Genomic DNA, 20,660 nt, shown 5'->3' with positions numbered 1-20,660 from the left:
CCGCCCGGAAGGGGGTCCGCACGCGTTCCCCGTTCGGGGACGTGGGTCGCGGAGGTAGTCGGCGAGCCCCGAAGTCCTTGATCACGTCGCCGTTGCTTGATCTAATGCGCCCGATGACAACGTTGTCGGCACATCCCGCCCTGGCGTTGCTGCTCCTCGTGCCCGCGCCCGCGAAGCCGCCCGTCGTCGTGGGCGTCCGCCCGGACGCGGGGCTGACCGGCGCGTGGCACCGGTTCGGCGACGCGGGCGGCGGCCGGGCCGACCGGCGCGGCTGGGCGGCGGGCGACGGCACGTACTCGGTGCCGCTGCCGGACGGGCGCGTCGCCTGGCTGTTCGGCGACACCTTCCTCGGCCCCGTCGACGCGGACGGGGGCCTGCCGCGCGACGCCCCCTTCCTGCACAACAGCATGGTCGTCACCGGCCCGGACGGGCGGCCGGGCACGACCGCCGCGCGCGGGACGCCCGCCGCCCCGCGCTCGCTTCTCGGCGCGACGCCGACCGCGCCGCCCTGGAACCCGTCCGGCACCAACCCCCGCTGGTACTGGCCCGGCGACGGCATCGTGGACGGCGGCAGGCTGCGCGTGTTCGCGTACACGATCGCTCCCGCCGACGCCGCGCCGCCGTGGAACTTCCGCTGGGTGCGCAACGGCCTGGTCACGTTCGGCCGCGGCCTGCGCCCCGGCCGGGTGCGGCGGACGTACGGCGACGGCGGCGTGATGTGGGGCGTCGAGCTGCTGCGCGCGGGCGGGTACGTCTACGTGTACGGCTCGGAGGCGGGCCATATGCACCTCGCGCGCGCCCACAACGGGCACCTAGCTGAGCGGTCGTGGGAGTTCTACACCGGTTCGGGCTGGTCACGCGATCCGAAGGCGTCCGCGCGGATCGCTGACAACGTCGGCGCGTCCTACAGCGTCACGCGGGTCGGCGGTCGGTACGTCCTGACAACGACGGACGCCTACCTCGGCCACGACGTGTACGCGGCGACCGCCTCCACGCCGACCGGCCCCTTCACCGGCCGCACGGCCGTCTACACGGCCCCCGAGGGACGCGGCACCATCTACGCGCCGTACAACGTCGCCGCGCATCCGGAGTTGAGCCGCCCCGGCGAGCTGGTGATCTCCTACAACGTCAACAGCGAGAAGCTGGACGATCTGTACGCCGACGCCGACAACAACCGGGCGCGCTTCCTCGTCCTGCGCTTCGCCCGCTAGCTCCCGATCCCGCGCCGTTCGAGGCGCGTCGGGACGACGGTCTCCGAAGGCCAGGACGCGTCCCCACCGATCCGCGCGAACAGCCGCGCGGCGGCGGCGCGGCCGAGTTCCCGCACGTCGTAGCCGACGACGGTCAGCGGACGCGGCATGAGCGCCGACAGCTCGAAGTCGTCGAACCCGGTCAGCGCGGCGTCGTGGCCCCGGCGGCACAGCTCCTGGATCGCGCCGACCGTGATCCGGTTGTTCCCGGTGAAGAACGCGGTCGGCGGGTCCGCGCCGTCGAGCATGGCGGCGACGGCGCGCGCGGCCCGCCCGGGGTCCGCGACGTCCGTCCTGACCAGCGCGTCGTCGTAGGGGACGCCCGCGCCCGCGAGCGCCGTGCGGACGCCCGCCAGCCGCTCGCGCGCGGTGTAGACGGACGGCGAGTCGGTGATCACGCCGATCCGGCGGTGCCCGGCGGCGAGCAGGTCCGCGACGCCCGCCGCCGCGCCCGCCGCGTTGTCGACCACGACGCTGTCGGCCAGGATTCCCGAGGGCGGCCGGTCCAGGAACACCATCTTCAGGCCCAGCTCGGCCTCGGACCGCGTGTAGGCGTGGTCGGACCCGGCCGGGACGATGATCAGCCCGTCCACGCGCCGCTGGCACAGCTCCGCGAACTGGCGCCGCTCCAGCGCGGGGTCCTCCTCGGAGCTGACGGTGATCAGGTGGGTGTCGTGCCCGCGCGCGACCTTCGCGACCGCCGCGGCGATCGTGGAGTAGAACGGGTTCGCCAGGTCCTCGATGATCAGGCCGATCGTGGCGGACGCGCGGCCGGAGCGCAGCCCGCTGGCCAGCGCGTTGCGGCGGAACCCCAGCTCGGCGACGGCGGCGAGGACGCGTTCGGCCAGCGCGGGGCGGACGCCCGGTTCGCCGTTGATGACGCGGGACACCGTCTTCACGCTGACCCCGGCGGCGGCCGCCACGTCCGAGATCGTCGGCCTGCGCCGTCTGTCCTGCCCGTCCACCGCAGCCTTTCCGCCGAACCCCGTCCAACCGTATCCGACCGCCCGGGGACGCCGTTGACAACGATGTCTTCCGTGGGCGACATTGGCCACCATGCACCCCCTGCTGCTGCCCGCCAACCAGCCCCGGCACTTCTACCGGGGCGGCGCGGGGATCGGCCGCTTCCGCGGCGCTCCCCCGCCCGACGACCACCGCCCCGAGGACTGGGTCGGCTCGGCCACCGGCCGGTTCGGCGGCACCGCCGGCCCGACCGTCCTGCCGGACGGCCGCCCGCTGCGCGCCGCCGTCGCCGCCGACCCGGCCGGCTGGCTCGGCCCCGCCCACGTGCGGGCGCACGGCGACTCGCCCGCGCTGCTGGTCAAGCTCCTGGACGCCGCGCAGCGGCTCCCGGTCCACGTCCACCCGACCCGCGAGTTCGCGCGGTCGCACCTCGGCAGCCCGTTCGGCAAGACCGAGGCGTGGCTGGTCCTGGACGTCCCGGGCGGCGCGGGCGGCACGGGCGAGGTCCACCTCGGCTTCCGCGAGGACGTCGGCGCGGACCGCCTGCGCGGCTGGATCGACGCCCAGGACGGCGCGGCCATGCTCGCCGCCCTGAACCCGGTGGCCGTCCGCCCCGGCGACGCCGTCCTGGTCCCCGCCGGGCTCCCGCACGCGATCGGCGCGGGCGTCTTCGTCGTCGAGGTCCAGGAGCCGACCGACTTCAGCGTCCTGATCGAGTGGGCGGGGTTCGCCCCGGACGGCGCGGACGCCGACCTGCGCCTCGGCTGGGACACGGCGGTGCGCTGCGTGGACGGCCGCGCCCGCTCGGCGGCGGACGTCGCCGCGCTCGTCCGCCGCCCCGCCGGGCTGCCCGAGTCGCGGCCCGGCGTCCGCCGGGTGTGGCCCGAGGCCGCCGACCCGTTCTTCCGCGCCGAGCTGGTCGGGGACGGCGCCGACCTCGACCCCTCGTTCGCGGTGCTCGTCGTGCTGCGCGGGGCGGGCGAGCTGCGCGCCGCCCGGACGACGCCGCTGCGCGCGGGCCAGACCTGCGTCGTCCCGTACGGGGCGGGGCCGGCGACGGTGCGCGGGGACGTCGAGATCCTGCGCTGCCTGCCACCGGCGGCGACAATCTGACCACCGACGGCTGCTGAGGGAGTGCGGATGGCGCGGATCACGGTGCTCGGCGAAGCGCTGGTCGACCTGGTCGGGGAGCCGGGCGGGCGGCGGTTCCGGGCCGAGCCCGGCGGCGGCCCGGCGAACGTCGCGGTCGGGCTCGGGCGGCTCGGGGAGCCGGTCACGCTCGTCACCGGGCTCGGGGACGACGCGTTCGGCCGGCTGGTCGAGGCGCGGCTGGCCGCGTCCGGCGTGGTGGCGGACGTGTGGCGCGCGCCGTTCACGCCGCTGGCGGTCGTGTCGGTGGACGGCGCGGGCGTCCCGTCGTACGACTTCGCGTTCGCGTGGGAGCCGCCCGCGCTGCGGCCGCCGCCGGACACGGCCGTCCTGCACACCGGGTCGCTGGCGGCGGCGCTGGCGGCGGACCGCGTGGAGGCGGCGATGGCGGCCGCGCCGACCGCGACGTACGACCCGAACGTCCGGCCGCCGCTGCTCGGCGCGCGGGACGCGGAGCGGGCGCGGGTCGAGCGGCAGGTCGCGCTGAGCGCCGTCGTCAAGGCGAGCGACGAGGACGTCGCGTGGCTCTACCCGGGCGAGGACGCGCTGGCGGTCGCGCGGCGCTGGCGCGGCCTCGGCCCGGCGCTCGTCGTCGTGACGCGGGGGCCGCGCGGCTGCGTCGCGGTCACGGGCGCGGGCGCGACCGCGTGCCCGGCCCCGCCCGTCGAGGTCGCCGACACCGTGGGCGCGGGCGACGCGTTCATGGCGGGCCTGCTGTCCGGCCTCCGCGCCGCCGGCCTGCTCGACCCCGCGCGCCGCGCCGACCTCGCCCGCGCCGACGAGGCCGCGCTCGCCGCGCCCCTCTCCCGCGCGACGAGGGCGGCTGCGCTGACCTGCGCGCGCCCCGGCGCGGACCCGCCCACCGCCGCCGAACTCGCGGCCCCGGCCCCATGAGGCCGGGACGGGCCGTTCCCACAGCATAGAAACCGTTCGCTTTTCCAAATACCTCATCCCGGTGCAGCGCGCCTCGTTGTGGCCGCCCCGCCCACCGTTGATCTTCGGTGGGAACGTTCGACGGGGGGACGGGAATGGCAGAGGACGAAACCTACGAGCCGGTCCATTCCGACCGGGAACTCGGCATGGACCGGGCGATCAGCCGCCGCGACTTCCTCGACGGAATGGCGGTGGCGGTCGGGGCGGCGGTCGCGGGCGGCGCGGTGGCGGGCTGCTCGGCGGGCTCGTTCGGCGGCATCCACGACAAGGTCGTCAATCCGCCGAACGGCTGGAACTACGCGGGTCAGGGGAATCCCGCGTACCCGCCCGCGATGACGGCGCTGCGCGGCAGCACGAATCCCGCGATGCGCATCCCCCACGAACTGCGCGACGGGATCTTCTGGACGGCCGACCGCTCCGTCCGGCCGACCGGCGAGCACTACGACCTGGTCGTGGTCGGCGCGGGGATCAGCGGGCTGAGCGCCGCGTACTTCTACCGGCGGCAGCACCCGGACGCGACCGTCCTCATCATCGACAACCACGACGACTTCGGCGGCCACGCCCGCCGCAACGAGTTCCGCCCGAACGGGAACCTGATCATCGGGTACGGCGGTTCGCAGTCGATCGAGGCGCCCTCGGTATGGAGCCCGGTCGCCAAGGGCCTGCTCACCGACCTCGGCATCGACGTCCAGCGGTTCAACCAGTTCTACGACCAGAAGTTCAACGACCGCTGGAAGCTGAACGACTCGGAGTTCTTCACCCGCGACCTGTTCGCCCACGACTACCTCGCGGTGATGAAGGGCGACACCCAGAACGCCGAGACGCTGCGGAACGCGCCGATGTCGGAGGCAGCGAAGGCCGCCTTCCTCGAACTCCAGGACCACCCGCGCGACTACATGCCGGGGCTGACCGCCGAGCAGAAGAAACAGCGGCTCGTCGGCCTGACCTACAAGGAATACCTCCGCGACTACGCGCGGATGCCCCCCGAGGTCCTGAGCTATCTGCAGACCTACACCAGCGACGAGTGGGGCTTCGGGATCGACGCGTTCGGCGCGGTCGACTCCTGGGCGCTGGAATACCCGGGATTCGACGGCCTGAAGGTGGACCGCACGAAGACCCCGTACAAGTACTGCGGTCCGACCGTCCAGATCCAGTGGAACGAGGACGAGCCCTACATCTACCATTTCCCGGACGGAAACAACGGGATCTGCAAACTGCTGATCGACAAGCTGATCCCCGGCACCGGCGCGCCCCGCTCGATGGACCAGGAACCGCTCGCGCACATCGACTACGCCAAGCTCGACGTGAGCGGCAACCAGGTCCGGCTTCGGCTGAACTCGCCGTGCGTGCGCGTCCAGCACGAAGGCGGGCTCATCAACGCCAAGACCGTCAACGTGGACTTCTTCCACGCGGGCGAAGTCCACCGGGTGACCGCGAACGGCGTCGTCCTGGCCTGCTACAACACGATGGTCCCGTACCTCGTCCAGGACCTGCCGATCGAGCAGAAGCGCAATCTGTTCTACGGCACGAAACTGCCGATCGTCTACGCGATGGTGCAACTCAGGAACTGGCGCGCGTGGGAGAATCTGAAGATCTACCACACGCGTTTCACCAGCGGAGACTGGTGCGTCGCCGAACTCGACTACCCCGTCAGCATGGGCGGCTACGAGTTCTCCAAGGACCCGGACCAGCCGATCCTCGTCCACATGATCCGGATGGCGACGCAGGAGGGCTACCGCAATCCGCGCGGCGGCATCGGGCCGGGCCGCCGCGAGCTGTTCGGCCGCCCGTTCGAACGCTACGAGCGGACGATCCGCGACCAGCTCACCCGGCTGCTCGCCGCCGGGGGCTTCGACCCGGCGACCGACATCCAGGCGATCACCGTGAACCGCTGGGGCCACGGCTACGCGCTGGAGTACGGCCGCCCGTGGGCGGAGTTCTGGCCGGACGGCCCGCTGCCGTCCGTCGAGGGCCGCCGCAAGTTCGGGCGGATCACGATCGCCAATTCCGACTCGGAGAACCGCGCGTACGCGGACGCGGCGATCGACGCGGCCTGGCGCGCCGTCAACGAACTCGGCTGACGGCGGTCAGTGCAGCACGAACGCCACGGCCTGGTCGAGCTGGAGCGCCAGCGACGCCAGGCCGCTGGTCGTCACGCCCGTCCCCGCGAGCGTCACCGGCCCGCTGATGGTGTTCTGGCCGGGCGGGTCGGTGAGCAGCGCCTCGACGCGCCGGACGACGGCCGAGTCCGCGAAGCCCGGCGCGAGCGGCGGCCGCGCGCCCCGGCTCAGCGCGACGTGCGCGATCGTGCGGGCGACGAGCCGCCGGTCGCCGAGGCGTTCGGCGGCGTCCTCGTCCGCCCAGCGCTCGACGGCGAACCGCAGCCGCTCGTTGAGCCGCCGCAGCGGCGGCAGCGTCGCGGCGGCGAGCGCGCCCGCCGCCAGGTACCGGTGGTGCCGGTGCCGCAGGTGCGCCAGCTCGTGCTCGAGGACGGCCCGCAGTTGCGGCGGCGCGAGCGCCGCGAGCAGGCCCCGCGACACCAGGACGCCCCCGGCGCGGCCCGGCACGGCGACGGCGACCAGGTCGTCGGTGTCCAGCACGGTCCCGGCGGCCTGCCGCTGCGCGGTCCGCACGTCGGCGCGCCAGCGGCGGGCGAGCCGCGCCACGACGGCCGCGTTGACGAGCGTCACCGCCAGCGCGGGCGCGCCGAGGACGGCGGGCACGGCCACGTCGTCGCCGAACAGGGCCCACTCGGGCAGCCGCCGCGCGGCGGCGGGGGCGAGCGTCGCGACGTAGTTGACGGCGACGAACAGCGCCGTCCCCGCGACGGCGGTCGCGGTGGTCCCGGCGACGACGGCGAGCAGCCGCGCGGACCAGCGCGGGTGCAGCGGCGGCGCGACGCGGCCGAGGACGACGCCGAGGGTGAGGGTGAGCGCGGCGGGCAGCAGCGTGAACCAGGTCACGGCGCGGCCTCCCCGGGGCGGCGCGCGCGGTCGAGCAGGTCGCGCAGCGCGTTCTCCTGCTCGGGGCTCAGCTCCTGGAGGAACTGCGCGAGGACGCCGTGCGGGTCGCTGGCGTGCCGCAGGTGCTGGTGCATGCGGTTCGCGACGAGCCGCGACTCGTCCACCGCGAGGACGTACCGGAACTGCCGCCGGTCGCGCCGCCGCGTCACCATGCCCTTGCGGTACAGCCGGAACAGGATCGTGTTGACGGTCGTGTAGGCGGGTTCGCCCGCGAGGCGGCCGCCGACGTCGCCCGCCGACAGCGGCGCGCCCGCCGCCGCGAGCGCGGCGAGGACCTCGGCTTCGAGCTGGCCGAGCGGTCGTCGGGACACGGGCTCCCCCTCACCGGGTCGGGTCGGCGGGGCCGCCCGCGCGGGGCGGCCCCGGGGGGATCACAGGTCGAACTCGGCGGGCGGCAGGCCGACCGCGTAGCACGCCTCCCGGACGACGGCCTTCTCGTGGTCGTCGAAGTGCCCGTCCGCGCCGCCGATGACGATGCCGATCTGGATGACGGCGCGCGCCTCGGCGGGCTTCTTCTTCACCTTCGCGACGTCCTGGAGGACGCCGACCTTGCCGAACTCGAAGTCGGCCTCCAGTTTGGCGAGGTAGCCGTTGAAGCGCTGCCGCAGGTCGTCGGCCGGGAAGTTGGCGAGGACGTCGTTGGCGCCGATGAGCGCGGCGGTCCGCTGCCGCTCCGCCGGGTCGACGACGCCGTCCGCGGCGGCGACCAGGGCGCAGATCGCCATGCTCGCGTCCCGGAACGCTCCGCTCTTCAGTTCGTTCTTCTTGGCGTTGAGCTGTTCCTGCATCGTCTGGGTGGACTCGCGCAGCCTGGACCAGAGCGCCATCGAAACCTCCACGTCACCGGGGACGGCCCGGCCGGACCGTCTGCTACGAGTGTAGTAGCGGCTCGGTCCGGTCCGCCGTCACCGGCCGGGCCGGCCGCCGATCGGCTTGCGCAGGACGAACCGGTCCAGTTCCTCGTAGTTCCGCGAGCCGAGATCGGCTCCGTAGTGCGTCACCGTGATCTGCGTGTGCCCGCGCTTCGCATGCGGCTCGAAGTCGAACGACGCGAACCCGTAGGGGCGCATGAGGTCCCGGTACGCCGACCACGGCGCGGGCTCGGTCGCGAACTTCGACGCCCGCCCGCTGCGCGGCCCGCCCGCGCCGACGCCCGTGATCACGACGCCGTCGTTGGGGCTGTCGAACGCCGACCACGGCGTCGCCGACGAGTGCCCGCCGCCGCCGATGATCATGTGGACGGCGCCCTTGGTCGTGTCGATGACCGACGGGTCCGTCTCGCGCGGCGCGGGCGTCAGCAGCGCGCTGCCCGGCAGCACGCCCCGGACGGGGAACGTCCGCTCGAAGTGGTGCTCGTGCCCCGCCAGCACCAGGTCCACCCCGTACTCGTCGAACAGCGGCAGCCACTCCTGCCGGATGCCGAGGTCCGCGCCGTTGAAGTGCGCCGACGACATCGCGACCTGGTGCATGCACACGACGATCCAGTCGATCGCCGGATCGTGCGCCGCCGCGCGCAGCGTCCGCTCCAGCCACCGCTTCTGCTCGCCCCGGCTGTAGCCGCGGATGTAGGGGTCGTAGCCCTTGGCGTCGTAGCCGGGGACGTGGTCGCGGCGGTACGCGCTGAACGCGCCGTCCTGGAGGCACACGTCGTCGTTGTTCAGCGAGACCACGCGGATCGGGCCGACCGTGAACGCGTACCAGTTGCCGGAGAACTCGCGCGAGCCGTTGTCGGGCAGCGCGAACCGCGTCCGGTACGCCTCGTAGCCCTGCGGGCCGTTGCCGACCTCGTTCTCGTGGTTGCCCGCGCACGGCATCCACGGGCGGCGGCTCGCCGACCGCTGGTTGTTGGCGAAGAACGACCGCCACGTCCCCACCGGGTCGTCGCTGACGTTGGCGTAGCACAGGTCGCCGTTGAGCAGGTGGAACAGCGGGTCGAGCCGGTCCACGGCGTCCACGACGTACCCGGCGTTGGGCGTCGCCGGGCCGAGGCCCGCGCCGACCGCCGCCGGGATCGCCTGGTCCCCGAAGCTGGTGAACCGGAAGCCCCTGGACCGGCCGTGCGGCGCGGTGCGGAACGAGCCCGCGACCGGCGCGGCCCCGTCGTGCTCGACGCGGTAGACGTAGCCGGTGTCGGGGCTCAGCCGGGGCAGCTCGGCGTGGTACGTGAAGACGCGCTCGCCGGTCAGCGCCTCGGTGTAGACGCGCTCGCGCGCCCGGACGGTCGTGCCGAACCCGTGCCCGGGGCGGCCGAGGCGCACCAGCGGCCGGGCGACGCGCCGCGGCGCGGCCCAGGACACCGCCATCTCGCGCGCCGCGTCCGCGCCGAACTGCAGGTGGAGCTGCTCGGGCGCGGGCGCGCCCGCCCGGTCCGGCGTCGTCACCAGCGCGGCGGCGGTCCCCGCCCGGCCGAGCACCGGGACGGCGATCGCCGCCCCGCCCAGTCCCCGCAGCACCTGCCGCCTGCTCGTTCCGTCCGTCACGCGGGCCTCCCTCGGTGGTCGTTCGCGGCTGGAACGATCCACCTCGCAGGTGAGCGGGACGTGACGCCCGGGTGGACGGGCGGGTGAACGCTAGTCGGCCGCGGGCGCGGACCGGCGCAGCAGGTAGGTGTCCATGATCCAGCCCTTGCGGCGGCGGGCCTCGGCGCGCGCCTCGGCGATCTGCGCGGCGACGTCGGGCAGCCGCCCGGAGATCAGGATCTCGTCGGGCATGCCGAGGTAGGCGCCCCAGAAGATCTCGACGTCCCCGCCGAGACCGGCGAAGGCGTCGCGGGCGTCGAGCATGACCACGACGTCGTCCGCGTCGTCCGGCCAGCGCTCCGCGAGCCGCCGGCCCGTCGTGATCTGCACCGGGCGGCCGACGCGGTTCAGGACCGTCCCGTGCCGCGCCGCGAGCGCCGAGACGCTGCTGATGCCCGGGACGACCTCCACCTCGGCGTCCAGCGCGCCGCGTTCGCGCAGGTCGTCGAGGATCGCCAGCGTGCTGTCGTACAGGGCCGGGTCGCCCCAGACCAGGAACGCGCCGGTCTCGCCGTCCGCGAGGTGTTCCGCGATCAGCCCCGCGCAGACGTCCGCGCGCCGCCGCCGCCAGTCCGCGACGGCCTCGGCGTACGCGCCGCTCGCCCGGTCGCGGTCGGGGTCGCGGCCGACCGCGACGCGGTACTCCCGCCCCTCGACGTAGCGGTCGAGGATCTCCTGCCGCAGGTCCACCAGCTCCCGCTTGACGTCGCCCTTGTCCAGGACGAAGAACACGTCGACGCGGTTCAGCGCCCGGACGGCCTGCACGGTGACCTGCTCGGGGTCGCCCGCGCCGATCCCGATCACGATGATCCTTCTCACCGCGCCATTCTCCCGCATACCGGGCACCCGGCCGGACCGGGCCGTCCGGGAAAGCCCGCGTCAAGTCTTCGTCCCGGAACGTCCCGGAGCGCCCCGGAACGCGCACCACCGCGCGGCGGCCGGGGGTACGGAGCGGGAAACCACAATCCTCGGAAAGTGGGACCAATGCTCAAGAAACTCGTGGCGGAATTCCTGGGGACGGCGCTCCTCGTCTACTTCGCCGTGGGCGTGGCGACCCTGTCGTTCGGCTTCGGCGTCACCGGGCGGAGCCTGTCGGCCGGCGTCGTCGCGACCGCGCTGACGTTCGGTCTCGTCGTGCTCGTCCTGACGTACGTGCTGTCGCCGATCTCGGGGGCGCACGTCAACCCGGCCGTCACGCTCGGCGCGCTGCTGGTCGGCCGCATCAGCCCGCGCGGCGCGGTCGGCTACTGGATCGCCCAGTTCCTCGGCGGCATCATCGGCGCGCTGCTGCTCTGGGCGACGTACTCGGCCTCGCCGCTGTACCGCCGTCCCACGACGGGCCTCGGCGCGGACGGCTGGGGGTCGCTGAGCCTCATCCACATCAACGCGGGCGGCGCGTTCCTCGTCGAGGTCATCCTGACGGCGTTCTTCGTGTTCGCCGTCCTGGCCGTGACGAGCAAGACCGCCGACCGCACGACGGCGGGCCTGGTCATCGGCTTCGCGCTCGCGACGGCCCACCTCATCGGCCTCGCGATCACCGGCACGTCGGTGAACCCGGCGCGGTCGCTCGGCCCGGCGCTGATCGCGGGCGGGACGGCGCTGCACCAGGTGTGGCTGTTCATCCTCGCGCCGTTCGTCGGCGCGGTGCTGGCGGCGGCGATCCACATGTTCTTCAACGGGCCCGCGCGGATCGCGACGGCCCCGCCGACCGAGGAGCGCGCCGGCGCCGAGCCCCAGCCGGGAAACCCGCCGGACGACGGCTCCCCCGGCTAGGGTCCGCCTCGAAGTGCCTCAGCCACAGCGCGAGTGCGTTACCTGGCCGGGGAAGCGACGCCGGAGGCGAGCTTCCCCGGCCGGATCGCGAAGCGATGCCGCGCTCGCACAGGCCCGGTGAGGCCCGAGCCGCCAGGCGAGGGCCGTAGGCCGGGACTTTGGAAATTCAGCCGTAAAGATCCTGGTCCGTCGGGCGGGGGCCTTCGGGGCCGTCCCGCCCGACGCGTACGGCGCGGGTGATGCGGACCATTCGGAACGAGCGGCCGAACGCCGTGAAGTCGGGGCCGGGGGACGCCTCGATCGCGTCCGCCGCCGCCTGCCACTCGGCGAGGTCCTCGGGCGTCGGCGGCCCGCCGCGGTGCCGCCGCAGCACCGGGAGGATCTGCGTCCAGTACGTCGCCAGCATGGTCCGCGCGGCGGCGGGCCCGTGGCCGCTGGTGAACGGCTTCCACCGCTCGCCGTCGACCTCGATGACCGTGAAGCTGGGCGGCAGCAGGACGACGCCGGGGTGGGTGCGCACCGCGTGCCGCGCCTCGGTCTCGGCCGCCGCCGGGACGGTCTCGGGCGGCGGCAGGTACCCGACCAGGTTCAGCCGGAACTGAGCCTCCCACGGCCCGGCCGGGGCGGGCGGGTCGATGAGCCACCCGCGCGCCGGGTCGCGGCCGTCGGCGGGGTCGGTGTCGCCGGCGCGCGGCGGCTCCAGCTCCCCGGTGCGCAGCAGCGTGAACTTCTCGACGCGAATGACGCGGTAGCGCCGGTCCCCGATCTCCCACTCGTCCTTGGCGAGCTGCTCCCCGTCCTCGGGGTCGAGGCGCGCGGCGGCGGCGAGCATCGCGTCCGCCGCCTCCGCGTCGGCCTCGCGGGCGGTCTGGCGCAGGCGCGCCCCCAGCGCGATGCGGGCGGTCGCCGGGTCGGGGCAGCCGAGTTCGGCGACGCGCCACTCGGCGCCGCGCTGGACGGCGAAGCCGAACTCGGGGCGCTCGGGCGAGAACAGCTTGGGGTAGGCGCGCATCCGCTCCCCGAGCTCCCCGTCCCGCACGGCGGCGACCGGGTCGAGGTCGGCGACGATCTGGATGTGGTCGTATCCGGGCATGAGGGGAAAGGACTTCGCACCGTTCATGCTTTCCATCCTGACCTTCGCCGCGCGCCCGGTCAGGGAATTTCCGGGATTCGGCGGGCGAATGCGCGGTCCGGCCGCGAGCATTTCCGACAAAAGCCGAATTTCAGAAACCCGCTAACGGGCGTCGCCGAGGACCGCCGCCCACAGCGCGTCCGGATCGGCGCTCGCCGCGCCGCGCCACGCGACGTGCTGGTCGGGCCGCACCAGGACGAGCGGCGCGCCGAACAGCGCGTCCGCCCGCTTGTACGCCACCTCCGCGAGCGGGACGCCGCGCCGCCGGGCCGCCGCCGCGATCGGTGCCGCGCCCGGCTCCCCCAGATCCCCGACGAGCGAGAATCCCGGGCCGAGCCGGTCGTACAGCGACTCGTCGGGGCCGAGCCAGACGTGCGGGAGCCGCGCGCCGGGGGCCGCCTCCGGCTCATAGACCGAATGGTCCCATTCGTCCGCCGCCGCGCCCCCGACGACGTTCGGCGAGTCGCCGTAGGCCGTCCCGAGGACGAGCCCGAGGCTGCGGAACTCCGCCGACTTCGTCCGGCGCACGGCCGCCTCGACGGCGGGCTTGGCGGCGCGGAACTCCTCGTCGGCGCCGACGAGCCGGCGGTCCCCGAGTTCGGGCGTGAGCACGGCCATGTTCCGCGCCGCCGCGTCGATCGTCGCGGCCGCGACGGGCCGCCGCTCGGCCTCGTAGCTGTCCAGCAGCCCGGCGGGGGCCCAGCCGGACAGGACGGCGGCGAGCTTCCAGCCGAGGTCCACGGCGTCCCCGACGCCGGTGTTGAACCCGTGCCCGCCCCACGGCGGGTTCAGGTGCGCGGCGTCGCCCGCGAGGAACACCCGGCCGCTGCGGTAGCGGTCCGCGAGCCGCATCCGGGCGCGCCACGGGTCGGTGGCGACGACCTCGATCGGGACCTCGCCGTCCGCGTCCCCGATGAGCGCGCGGACCATCCCGACCGGGTCGGCGGACCCGCGCTCGGCGTCCACGCCGATGCCGATGCACCACCAGGCGTCGTCGAGGTCCAGGCGGCCGACGAGCCCGGGGCGGCCCGGGTCGAGCACCCAGTACTGCACGGCGCGGCCGTGCGGGACGCGGTCCGCGAGGCCCGGCGCGCGGAACACGACGTTGAAGTTGGGGCGGCTGTCGTCGTCGCCCTCCAGCGCCGCGCCGATCGCGTCGCGGACGACGCTGCGCCCGCCGTCGCAGCCGATCACGTAGGACGCGCGCAGGGTGCGGTCCCCGGCGGCGTCGCGGACGTCCACGTCCACGCCGTCCGCGTCCTGCCGCAGCCCGGTGACGGTCGCGCCGGTCAGCAGCACCGGCCCGGGCCGCGCCTCGACGGCCTCCCGCAGAACGCTCTCCACCAGCGGCTGCGGGACCTGCTGGCCGCCCTCGGCGACCAGGTCGTCGCGCAGCAGGTCCAGGCCGAAGCAGCGGTCGAACCGGGCGACCTCGCGGCCGAGCAGCGTCGTGCAGAACACGACCTCGTCCGACCACGCCTGCGGCAGCGGCGCGCGCTCGCGCAGCGTCCGGGCCAGGCCCCAGCGGCGCAGGTGCTCCATCGTGCGGGCCGAGGTGGTCTTGGCGCGCGGCCGGGCGTGGTCGACGGACGCGCGCGGCTCGACGACGGTCGCGGCCACGCCGTGGTGGGCCAGTTCCAGCGCCGCCGCGAGCCCGACCGGCCCGCCGCCGACGATGAGCACGGGGAGGTCAGCGTCCACGGGTTCGTCCTTCCGTCGCGGGGGTTCCGGTGGCATCGTGGCCGCTCGCGACCCGCTCCGGGCCGGAGGTTCCATTGGACGGAACGCGGGTCAGCGCCCGCCGAGGCCCCGCGAGACGGCCCGCGCGGCGGTGCGCACCGCCGGGACGAGATGGCGCACGTCCGCCCCGCCGTCCGGCACGACGACCGACAGCGCCGCGACGACCTCCCCCGCCGCGTCCCGGACCGGCGCGGCCACCGACACCATCGGCGCGGGCGCGGGCCGGGCGACGACCGCGAACCCGTCCCGGCGGACGGCCGCCAGGTCGCGGCGCAGCGCGTCCGCGCGGACCGGCACGCCCTCGGGCTCGGCCCGCCGGTCCCGCGCCAGGTACGCGGCCTGCTCGTCGAACCCGGCGTGCGCGAGCAGCACGTGCCCGACGCCGGTCGAGTGCAGCGGCAGCCGCCCGCCGACGCGGTACAGGACGGGGTCGGCGCCGGGCGCGGACAGCCGCTCCACCAGGACGGCCTCCTCCCCGTCCCGGACGGCCAGCAGCACGTGCTGCCGCGTGACGAGTCCCAGGTCCTCCAGGTACGGCATCGCGACGGCGCGGAGCCCCTGCGCGCGGGGCGCGAGCGTGGCGATCTCGAACAGCCGCACGCCGATGGAGAACGCGCCGTCCTCGGACCGTTCCAGCGCGCCGAGCCCGGTCAGGACGCGGGCCAGCCGCAGCGCGGTCGTCTTCGGCAGGCCGCTGCGGCGGGCGAGTTCGGCGAGGGTCAGCGACCGGTGCCGGGCGTCGAAGGCCGCGAGCAGCGCGAACGCGCGCTCGACGACCGGTTCGCCGTGCGGCGGGCGCTTGCCGCGGGCGGGCTGCGAAGGCGTGGGATCGGCGGTCATGGGCGGTTCGAGCGTAACGCCCGGCGCGGCGGCTACGTTGGGCCGGGTGGAAAAGATCATTCTGCTGCTGTCGGGCAGCATGCGCGCCGGATCGTCCAACGAGGCGGTGCTGCGCACGGCCGCGGCGGCGGCCCCGCCCGGCGTCCGCGCGGTCCGCTACGACGGGCTCGCCGGACTCCCCCACTTCAACCCCGACGACGACGGCGACGCCCCGCCCGCCCCCGTCGCGCGGCTGCGCGCGGCCATCGCCGGGGCGGACGCGCTGCTGGTCTGCACGCCCGAGTACGCCGGGACGCTGCCCGGCTCGTTCAAGAACCTGCTCGACTGGACGGTCGGCGGCACCGAGATCTGCGACAAGCCCGCCGCCTGGGTGAACGCCGCCGCGCCCGGCCGGGGCGCCGGGGCCGCCGCGACGCTGCGGACCGTCCTCGGCTACACCGGCGCGGCCATCGTGGAGGACGCGGTCGCGGCGATCCCGGTCGGCCGGGACGCGGTCGGCGCGGACGGGCTCATCGCCGATCCCGGCGTCCGGCGGCGGATCGCCGGGGTGCTCGCCGCGCTGGCGGCGGCGGCCTGACGCGTCAGCGCGCGCCGCGGCCCCGGCCCTGGCCGTTCCCGTCGCCCTGGTCGTCCTCGTTCCCCTGGTCGCCGCGCGCGGGCGGCCCGCCGCGGCCCTGGTCGGGCTCGCCGCGCCAGTCCTGCCAGTCCGGCCAGTCGGACCAGGCCACGCCGCCGCGCGGCGGCGTGGCCGGGGCGTGCCCGCGCCCCGGGCCCTCGGCGGTCCCGGGCGCGGGGCGGGGGCGTGTCCGGCCGCCCGTCGCGGCCGCGTCCGGGCCGGGCGAGGCGGCGGTCCCGTCCGGGGACCCGGGCGTGCGGCGCGCCACCCGGTCGCGGCCCACCGAGTCGGCGGGCGCGGGGCTCGCCGGGGCGGACCGGTCCGCGTCCGGGCGCAGGTGGCCGCCCGTCGCCGCGAGGGCCGCGCCGCCGCCGAGCGCGAGGACCGCGCCGGTCACCGCGAGCGTGCGGGCGGTGCGGCCGCCGAACCGGCGGGACCGGCGGCCGGGCGGCCGGGCGGGGCGGGCGCGGCGGGCGGCGCGGAACGCGGCGGCGGCGCGCTCCTCGCCCGCCAGCTCGTCGGGCGTGCCGGGCGCGGCGGCGGCCGCCAGCAGTCGCGCGAGGTCCGGGTCGTCCGGGTGCCGGGCGTCGCGGACGCGGTCGCAGGCGGCGCGGCCGACGCACCGGTCGCCGCCCGTCTTCCCCGTGTCGCGGGTCATCGCGCCCCTTCCGTCCTCGGCCCGGTGCGCAGCGCCGACCGGACGGCCGCGCGCGCGGGCACCGGTACGGGCGCGGGCTCGTCCCGCCGCGCCTCCGCCGGGCGCGCCTCCGTTGGGCGCGCCCCGTCCGCCGCCCCGTCCAGTGCCGCCGCCTCGGCGGCGCGGGCCGCCTCCAGCCGCGCGGCCAGCCGCCGCAGGCCCCGGTGCGCGGCGGTGCGCACCGCGCCCGCCCGTTTGCCGAGCACCCGGCCCGCCCGCTCGGCGTCCAGGCCGAGCACGACGCGCAGCAGGACCGCCTCGGCCTGGTCGCGCGGCAGCTCGCCGATGAGGCGCACGGCGTCGTCGGTGGCGATCCGGCCGAGCGCGAGGGCCTCGGTGTCCTCCGGCGCGGGCATGCTCAGCACCTCCTCCAGCGGGCGGTCGGCGACCGGGCGGCGCGTCCGGCGGCGCAGCAGGTCCAGGGCGCGGTTGCGGACGATCGTCGCGCACCAGCCCCGGAACGCGTCCGCGCCGCCCTGGAACCCCGGCAGGTCGCGGGCGATCTGGAGCCAGGCGTCGGCGGTGACGTCCTCGGCGTCGACGCCCGTCAGCGCCCGCGCGTACCGCAGCAGCCGGGGCTGGACGTCCCGGTACAGCACGCGGAACGCGTCCTCGTCGCCCGCCCGCGCCGCCGCGACGGCGCGGCCGAGCACGTCCTCCGCCCCGCCGGGCGCCGCGCCGTCCACCGCGCCATTGTGCCGACATTCAGGGACTGGTGTGACGAAAACGGTCGGCAGAGCGCTGAAGGGGTCGGAGTCCGCCGCAGATTCGGACGCCGCCCCCGAGATCCGCGAAGGGACCATGACCGACGAGATGACGGCCCCCGCCACCCCGCCGCCCGGCGCGGGCCGCCGCCGCGCGCCGCGCCCGGCCCCGCTGGCGGCGCCCGTGCCGGGGCCCGTGCCGGGACGCGGGCTGGGGCCCGTCCCGGCCGCCTACTACCCGGGCGTGTCGGTGATCGTCGCCGCGCGGGACGCCGAGGACCGGATCGCCGCCGCCGTCCGCGCGGCGGCGGACGCCGAGTACCCGGGGCCGCTGGAGGTCATCGTGGTGGACGACGGGTCGCGCGACCGGACGGCCCGCGTCGTCGAGGCCCTGGCCCTGCCGCGCGTGTGGGTGGTGCGGGGCCGGCGCGGCGGCCGGGCGAGCGCGCTGAACACCGGCGTGGCCGTCGCGCGCCACGACCTGCTGGTGTTCGCCGACGCGGACGCGGTCCTGGCGCGCGACGCGGTCCGGCGGCTCGTCGCGGCGCTCACCGATCCGGGCGTGGGCGCGGTCGGCGGCGCGGTGCTGCGCGGGCCCGAGCGGGACCGCGCGGGCACGCGCGGCCGCGCGCCGGGCTCGGTCGGCGCGGTCCGGCGGCTGGCCCTGTCCGACGCGGGCGGCGTCCCGGACAGCGCGGCCGGCGGCACGGGACGCGGGACGGGTCGTAACACGGGTCGCGGCACGGGCCGTTACGGCGGCGACGCCGCCCTGCGCGCGGCGATCCGCCGGGCCGGGTGGCGCGTCGTCCGCCGCGACGACGCCGTGGCGTGGAAGGACGCCCCGCGCCGCAAGCGCCTGCGCCGCCTGCTGCGCCGCCGCCGCTAGCCGTCAGCGCAGGTACGCGATTCCGTCGATGCCGACCGTCGGCCGGCCCTTGGTCCCGGCGACGACCACGGCGATCGTGTGCTTGCCGGACGACGACCACGCCTTCGTCCAGGCGAGCTGCCGGTACGCGGTCGAGGACGCGCGGGTGTCGAGCGTCCCGGCCTTCTTCCCGTCGATGTAGACGGTGACCGCGCCGAGGTTCTTCGCGCGCTTCACGATGAGGCCGACCGACCGGCCGGTGAACGTCCACTTCGCGGTCGCGCCCTTGGACGACGAGTACAGGCCGCGCCCGCCCAGGTAGGACGACGTCGTCGTGGTCTTCCACTTGCCCTTGCGGGTCGCCGAGGTCTCGGCGACGAGCGCGGCCGTCCGCGCGACGCTGGACGACGCGGTGTTGCCCGCCGCGTCCGCCGCCGTCAGCGCCCACGTCTGCGCCGTGCCGGGCCGCGCGGACGCCGACCAGCTCGTCGTCGTCGCGCCGAACGTCCGCGCGGCGGGCGAGGTCGCCCGGACGGACGCGAGCAGCGTCCCGTCCATCGCCTTCCAGCTCAGCGTCACGGGCACGGCCGTCGTGGCGACGGTCCCGCGCCGCACGGCCAGCGTCGCGCCGGTCTTGAACACCGGCCTGGTGGTGTCGGCGGTGACGGAGTACGCGGTGGAGTCGGCCGTGGTCCCGTCCGCGTAGACGGCGCGGAGCCCGAGCGTGTGCGCGCCCGCCTTGAGCGGCACGGCCGCCGACGTCTCGGTCGCGGCGGGCTTGGCGACGACGGCCCCGTCCACCCTGACCTGGTACGACGCGGCACCGGTCGACTTCCAGCCGAGCGTGACCGCGCCCTTGGTGTAGTACCTGCTCCCCGACTTCGTCGCCCCGGACAGCGTGGTCGCCGGGGGCGGCGACGTGATCGCCTTCGCGGCGGTGCGGATCGCGGGCAGTTGCGCGTAGAGCTTCGCGCCGGGGCAGGCCGTGGCGAACCCGTCGCGGTGCCCCGAGACCGTCTTGAACGAGACCTTCTGCCCGTACTTGTACTTCCCGCCGGTCCCGTCCGGGGCCATCGACGTCAGCGTGGTCGAGCCGTTCGGGTCGACGCCGGTCAGCGCGAGCTTCCACGCGGCGACGCGGGCGACGGCGTCCAGCGCGGCCTTCGCCGGGGCGGTGGACTCGTAGTTCCCGAGGACGGCCACGCCCGTCGTGTCGGTGTTGAAGCCGTAGGTGTGCGCGCCGTGGACGGGCTTGTCCGCGCCGCCCGCGCGGCCCTCGAACACCGTGCCGCACTTGTCGACCAGGAAGTTGTATCCGATGTCGTCCCAGCCCTCGCTCTTCACGTGGTACAGGAAGATCGACCGGACGACCGACGCCGACTGCGCGCACGTCGCCGTGTTCGCGGTGTCGGTGTGGTGGACGAACACCGCCTTGACGGACGTGTCGTAGGTCGGCGGCCCCTTGACGATCGACTCGTCGGCGGCCCATCCGGCGCGCGAGACCATCGCGGGCCGCGGCACCGTCCGCTGCGCCTCGACGGGCGGCGGCGCGGGCTCCGAGGGCGCGGGCGGGTCCGGGGGCGGCGCGGACGGCTCCGGCGCCGGATCGGCGGGCGTCGGCGAGTCCGCCGGCGCCGGGGACTCCGGCGGCGCGGACGGGTCCGCCGGAGCGGGCGAGTCGGACGGATCGCCGGTGTCCGCCGCGAGCCGCACCGGCACGCCGCCGCCCGTCCCCGACGCGCGGGCCACGGTCCGCCCGCGCCTGGGATCGACGAGGTCGACGCGGAGCCCGGCGGGCAGCGCGGACCCGTGCCTGGACCCGTGCCCGGTCACGCGGACCTCGACGCCGTCGGACGGCCCGGTCCACAGCCCGCCCGTCCCGCCGCGCGCGGTCCGCTCCGGCGCGTCCGGCGCGTCGGCGGTCTCGACGGGCACGGTCTGCCACCGCGACCACGTCCCGGTGCCGAGCGCCCGCGCCCGCACCTTGACCGTCCCGCGCAGCTCGGCGCGCGGCCGGTCCCAGGTGACGCCGACGAGGCTGAACGGCTCGGTCGGCGCGGCGGGCAGCCCGCGCGCGCCGCCGGGCAGGGCGCGGAGCGCGTGCGCGGCGACGCTGCCGTGGTCGACGGAGACGGCGGCGGCCGCGCGGCCGGGCGCGGGCGCGTCGGCGAGCCGCAGCGCGACGACGCCGCCGCCGGACGCCGCGAGGACGACGGCGGACGCGCCGAGGAGGATGCGCCGGGACATGGGGGAGCTCCGTTCCGGGGGGAAGATCGCGCCCCAGAATCCCACGGCCGACGTCCGACCGGGCCACCAGTGCGGCTTATGTCCACATCCGGCGGGGAATGAGCGGAGACCCGGCCCGCCGATTCACCGCGCAGGACCGGCGGACCGGGCTCCGAACGCCGGAACGAACGTCACCGGCGAGCATGAGACTACTCTGTGTCACCACTTGA

Annotated in this window: 19 protein-coding genes; 7 read left to right on the top strand and 12 right to left on the bottom strand. The window is 76.0% G+C overall.

The features are described 5' to 3' along the window. The first annotated feature begins 113 nt into the window (after positions 1 to 113). Positions 114 to 1,211: a DUF4185 domain-containing protein gene (locus G339_RS0128195; RefSeq protein WP_169514795.1), complete on the top strand. Its 1,098-nt coding sequence runs from the start codon at positions 114 to 116 to the stop codon at positions 1,209 to 1,211. Here G339_RS0128195 and G339_RS0128190 read toward each other — a convergent pair. Continuing rightward, on the bottom strand, positions 1,208 to 2,173 hold the full coding sequence (locus tag G339_RS0128190) for a LacI family DNA-binding transcriptional regulator (protein ID WP_019634414.1): 966 nt from the start codon (positions 2,171 to 2,173) through the stop codon (positions 1,208 to 1,210). The genes G339_RS0128195 and G339_RS0128190 overlap by 4 nt on opposite strands. A 133-nt stretch (positions 2,174 to 2,306) precedes the next feature. Here G339_RS0128190 and G339_RS0128185 point away from each other — a divergent pair, with 133 nt between their 5' ends. From G339_RS0128185 to G339_RS0128175, 3 genes are all read left to right on the top strand, one after another. Beyond that, positions 2,307 to 3,326 (top strand): class I mannose-6-phosphate isomerase, encoded by a 1,020-nt coding sequence (locus G339_RS0128185; protein WP_019634413.1) that lies wholly within the window; start codon positions 2,307 to 2,309, stop codon positions 3,324 to 3,326. Between the two features lie 27 nt (positions 3,327 to 3,353). Next, the gene (locus tag G339_RS0128180; protein ID WP_019634412.1) at positions 3,354 to 4,256 is read left to right on the top strand and encodes a carbohydrate kinase family protein; all 903 of its coding nucleotides are present in this window, start codon (positions 3,354 to 3,356) and stop codon (positions 4,254 to 4,256) included. Positions 4,257 to 4,390: 134 nt separating this feature from the next. Beyond that, on the top strand, positions 4,391 to 6,376 hold the full coding sequence (locus tag G339_RS0128175) for an NAD(P)/FAD-dependent oxidoreductase (protein ID WP_019634411.1): 1,986 nt from the start codon (positions 4,391 to 4,393) through the stop codon (positions 6,374 to 6,376). A gap of 6 nt (positions 6,377 to 6,382) precedes the next feature. Here the strand turns inward: G339_RS0128175 and G339_RS0128170 are convergent, their stop codons facing one another. The 5 genes from G339_RS0128170 to cobF all read right to left on the bottom strand — a co-directional run bounded on the left by G339_RS0128170 (position 6,383) and on the right by cobF (position 10,656). Further along, a complete protein-coding gene (locus G339_RS0128170) occupies positions 6,383 to 7,258 on the bottom strand; it encodes a M56 family metallopeptidase (RefSeq protein ID WP_019634410.1) in 876 nt (291 codons plus the stop codon). Beyond that, positions 7,255 to 7,629 (bottom strand): BlaI/MecI/CopY family transcriptional regulator, encoded by a 375-nt coding sequence (locus G339_RS0128165; protein WP_019634409.1) that lies wholly within the window; start codon positions 7,627 to 7,629, stop codon positions 7,255 to 7,257. Before G339_RS0128165 ends, G339_RS0128170 begins: the two co-directional genes overlap by 4 nt. A gap of 60 nt (positions 7,630 to 7,689) precedes the next feature. Next, a complete protein-coding gene (locus tag G339_RS0128160) occupies positions 7,690 to 8,145 on the bottom strand; it encodes a tellurite resistance TerB family protein (protein ID WP_019634408.1) in 456 nt (151 codons plus the stop codon). 78 nt (positions 8,146 to 8,223) lie between these two features. Then, complete coding sequence (locus G339_RS0128155) at positions 8,224 to 9,798, bottom strand: purple acid phosphatase family protein (RefSeq protein WP_026341846.1); 1,575 nt, start codon at positions 9,796 to 9,798, stop codon at positions 8,224 to 8,226. 90 nt (positions 9,799 to 9,888) lie between these two features. Then, a complete protein-coding gene (cobF, locus tag G339_RS0128150; protein WP_026341845.1) occupies positions 9,889 to 10,656 on the bottom strand; it encodes a precorrin-6A synthase (deacetylating) in 768 nt (255 codons plus the stop codon). A gap of 165 nt (positions 10,657 to 10,821) precedes the next feature. Here cobF and G339_RS0128145 point away from each other — a divergent pair, with 165 nt between their 5' ends. Beyond that, a complete protein-coding gene (locus G339_RS0128145; RefSeq protein ID WP_019634405.1) occupies positions 10,822 to 11,610 on the top strand; it encodes an MIP/aquaporin family protein in 789 nt (262 codons plus the stop codon). A gap of 166 nt (positions 11,611 to 11,776) precedes the next feature. On the opposite strand, the gene G339_RS35610 is transcribed toward G339_RS0128145, so the two are convergent. From G339_RS35610 to G339_RS0128130, 3 genes are all read right to left on the bottom strand, one after another. After that, on the bottom strand, positions 11,777 to 12,730 hold the full coding sequence (locus tag G339_RS35610) for a DUF5954 family protein (protein ID WP_157408064.1): 954 nt from the start codon (positions 12,728 to 12,730) through the stop codon (positions 11,777 to 11,779). 114 nt (positions 12,731 to 12,844) lie between these two features. Then, positions 12,845 to 14,443 (bottom strand): FAD-dependent monooxygenase, encoded by a 1,599-nt coding sequence (locus G339_RS0128135; RefSeq protein ID WP_019634403.1) that lies wholly within the window; start codon positions 14,441 to 14,443, stop codon positions 12,845 to 12,847. 90 nt (positions 14,444 to 14,533) lie between these two features. Further along, positions 14,534 to 15,322 (bottom strand): IclR family transcriptional regulator, encoded by a 789-nt coding sequence (locus tag G339_RS0128130; protein ID WP_019634402.1) that lies wholly within the window; start codon positions 15,320 to 15,322, stop codon positions 14,534 to 14,536. 46 nt (positions 15,323 to 15,368) lie between these two features. Here G339_RS0128130 and G339_RS0128125 point away from each other — a divergent pair, with 46 nt between their 5' ends. After that, positions 15,369 to 15,899, top strand: a complete 531-nt coding sequence (locus tag G339_RS0128125) for an NADPH-dependent FMN reductase (RefSeq protein ID WP_019634401.1) — start codon at positions 15,369 to 15,371, stop codon at positions 15,897 to 15,899. A gap of 4 nt (positions 15,900 to 15,903) precedes the next feature. On the opposite strand, the gene G339_RS0128120 is transcribed toward G339_RS0128125, so the two are convergent. Then, positions 15,904 to 16,596 (bottom strand): hypothetical protein, encoded by a 693-nt coding sequence (locus G339_RS0128120; protein WP_026341844.1) that lies wholly within the window; start codon positions 16,594 to 16,596, stop codon positions 15,904 to 15,906. Further along, positions 16,593 to 17,321: an RNA polymerase sigma factor gene (locus G339_RS35605; RefSeq protein WP_019634400.1), complete on the bottom strand. Its 729-nt coding sequence runs from the start codon at positions 17,319 to 17,321 to the stop codon at positions 16,593 to 16,595. The genes G339_RS0128120 and G339_RS35605 overlap by 4 nt, the downstream gene beginning before the upstream one ends. 115 nt (positions 17,322 to 17,436) lie before the next feature. Between G339_RS35605 and G339_RS0128110 the strand changes: the two genes are divergently transcribed. Beyond that, positions 17,437 to 18,225 carry a glycosyltransferase gene (locus tag G339_RS0128110; protein WP_019634399.1) on the top strand — a complete coding sequence of 263 codons (789 nt, stop codon included), beginning with the start codon at positions 17,437 to 17,439 and terminating at the stop codon, positions 18,223 to 18,225. A 3-nt stretch (positions 18,226 to 18,228) separates the two neighbouring features. Here G339_RS0128110 and G339_RS0128105 read toward each other — a convergent pair whose 3' ends face one another. Then, positions 18,229 to 20,451, bottom strand: coding sequence for a peptidoglycan recognition protein family protein (locus tag G339_RS0128105; protein ID WP_019634398.1), 2,223 nt, complete (start codon positions 20,449 to 20,451; stop codon positions 18,229 to 18,231). Between the last annotated feature and the right edge of the window lie 209 nt (positions 20,452 to 20,660).

Origin of the sequence: Actinomadura atramentaria DSM 43919 (assembly GCF_000381885.1) — a bacterium.
Taxonomy (GTDB): Bacteria; Actinomycetota; Actinomycetes; order Streptosporangiales; family Streptosporangiaceae; genus Spirillospora; species Spirillospora atramentaria.
This window is presented reverse-complemented; position numbering and strand designations above follow the sequence as displayed.

Bases quoted from the DNA above. Each gene is read 5' to 3' on its own strand.
- G339_RS35610 (WP_157408064.1), bottom strand. From the start codon at position 12,730: ATGAACGGTGCGAAGTCCTTTCCCCTCATGCCCGGATACGACCACATC.
- G339_RS0128180 (WP_019634412.1), top strand. From the start codon at position 3,354: ATGGCGCGGATCACGGTGCTCGGCGAAGCGCTGGTCGACCTGGTCGGG.
- G339_RS0128175 (WP_019634411.1), top strand. From the start codon at position 4,391: ATGGCAGAGGACGAAACCTACGAGCCGGTCCATTCCGACCGGGAACTC.
- G339_RS0128110 (WP_019634399.1), top strand. From the start codon at position 17,437: ATGACCGACGAGATGACGGCCCCCGCCACCCCGCCGCCCGGCGCGGGC.
- G339_RS0128185 (WP_019634413.1), top strand. From the start codon at position 2,307: ATGCACCCCCTGCTGCTGCCCGCCAACCAGCCCCGGCACTTCTACCGG.
- G339_RS0128130 (WP_019634402.1), bottom strand. From the start codon at position 15,322: ATGACCGCCGATCCCACGCCTTCGCAGCCCGCCCGCGGCAAGCGCCCG.
- G339_RS0128160 (WP_019634408.1), bottom strand. From the start codon at position 8,145: ATGGCGCTCTGGTCCAGGCTGCGCGAGTCCACCCAGACGATGCAGGAA.
- G339_RS0128195 (WP_169514795.1), top strand. From the start codon at position 114: ATGACAACGTTGTCGGCACATCCCGCCCTGGCGTTGCTGCTCCTCGTG.
- G339_RS0128120 (WP_026341844.1), bottom strand. From the start codon at position 16,596: ATGACCCGCGACACGGGGAAGACGGGCGGCGACCGGTGCGTCGGCCGC.
- G339_RS0128105 (WP_019634398.1), bottom strand. From the start codon at position 20,451: ATGTCCCGGCGCATCCTCCTCGGCGCGTCCGCCGTCGTCCTCGCGGCG.
- G339_RS0128145 (WP_019634405.1), top strand. From the start codon at position 10,822: ATGCTCAAGAAACTCGTGGCGGAATTCCTGGGGACGGCGCTCCTCGTC.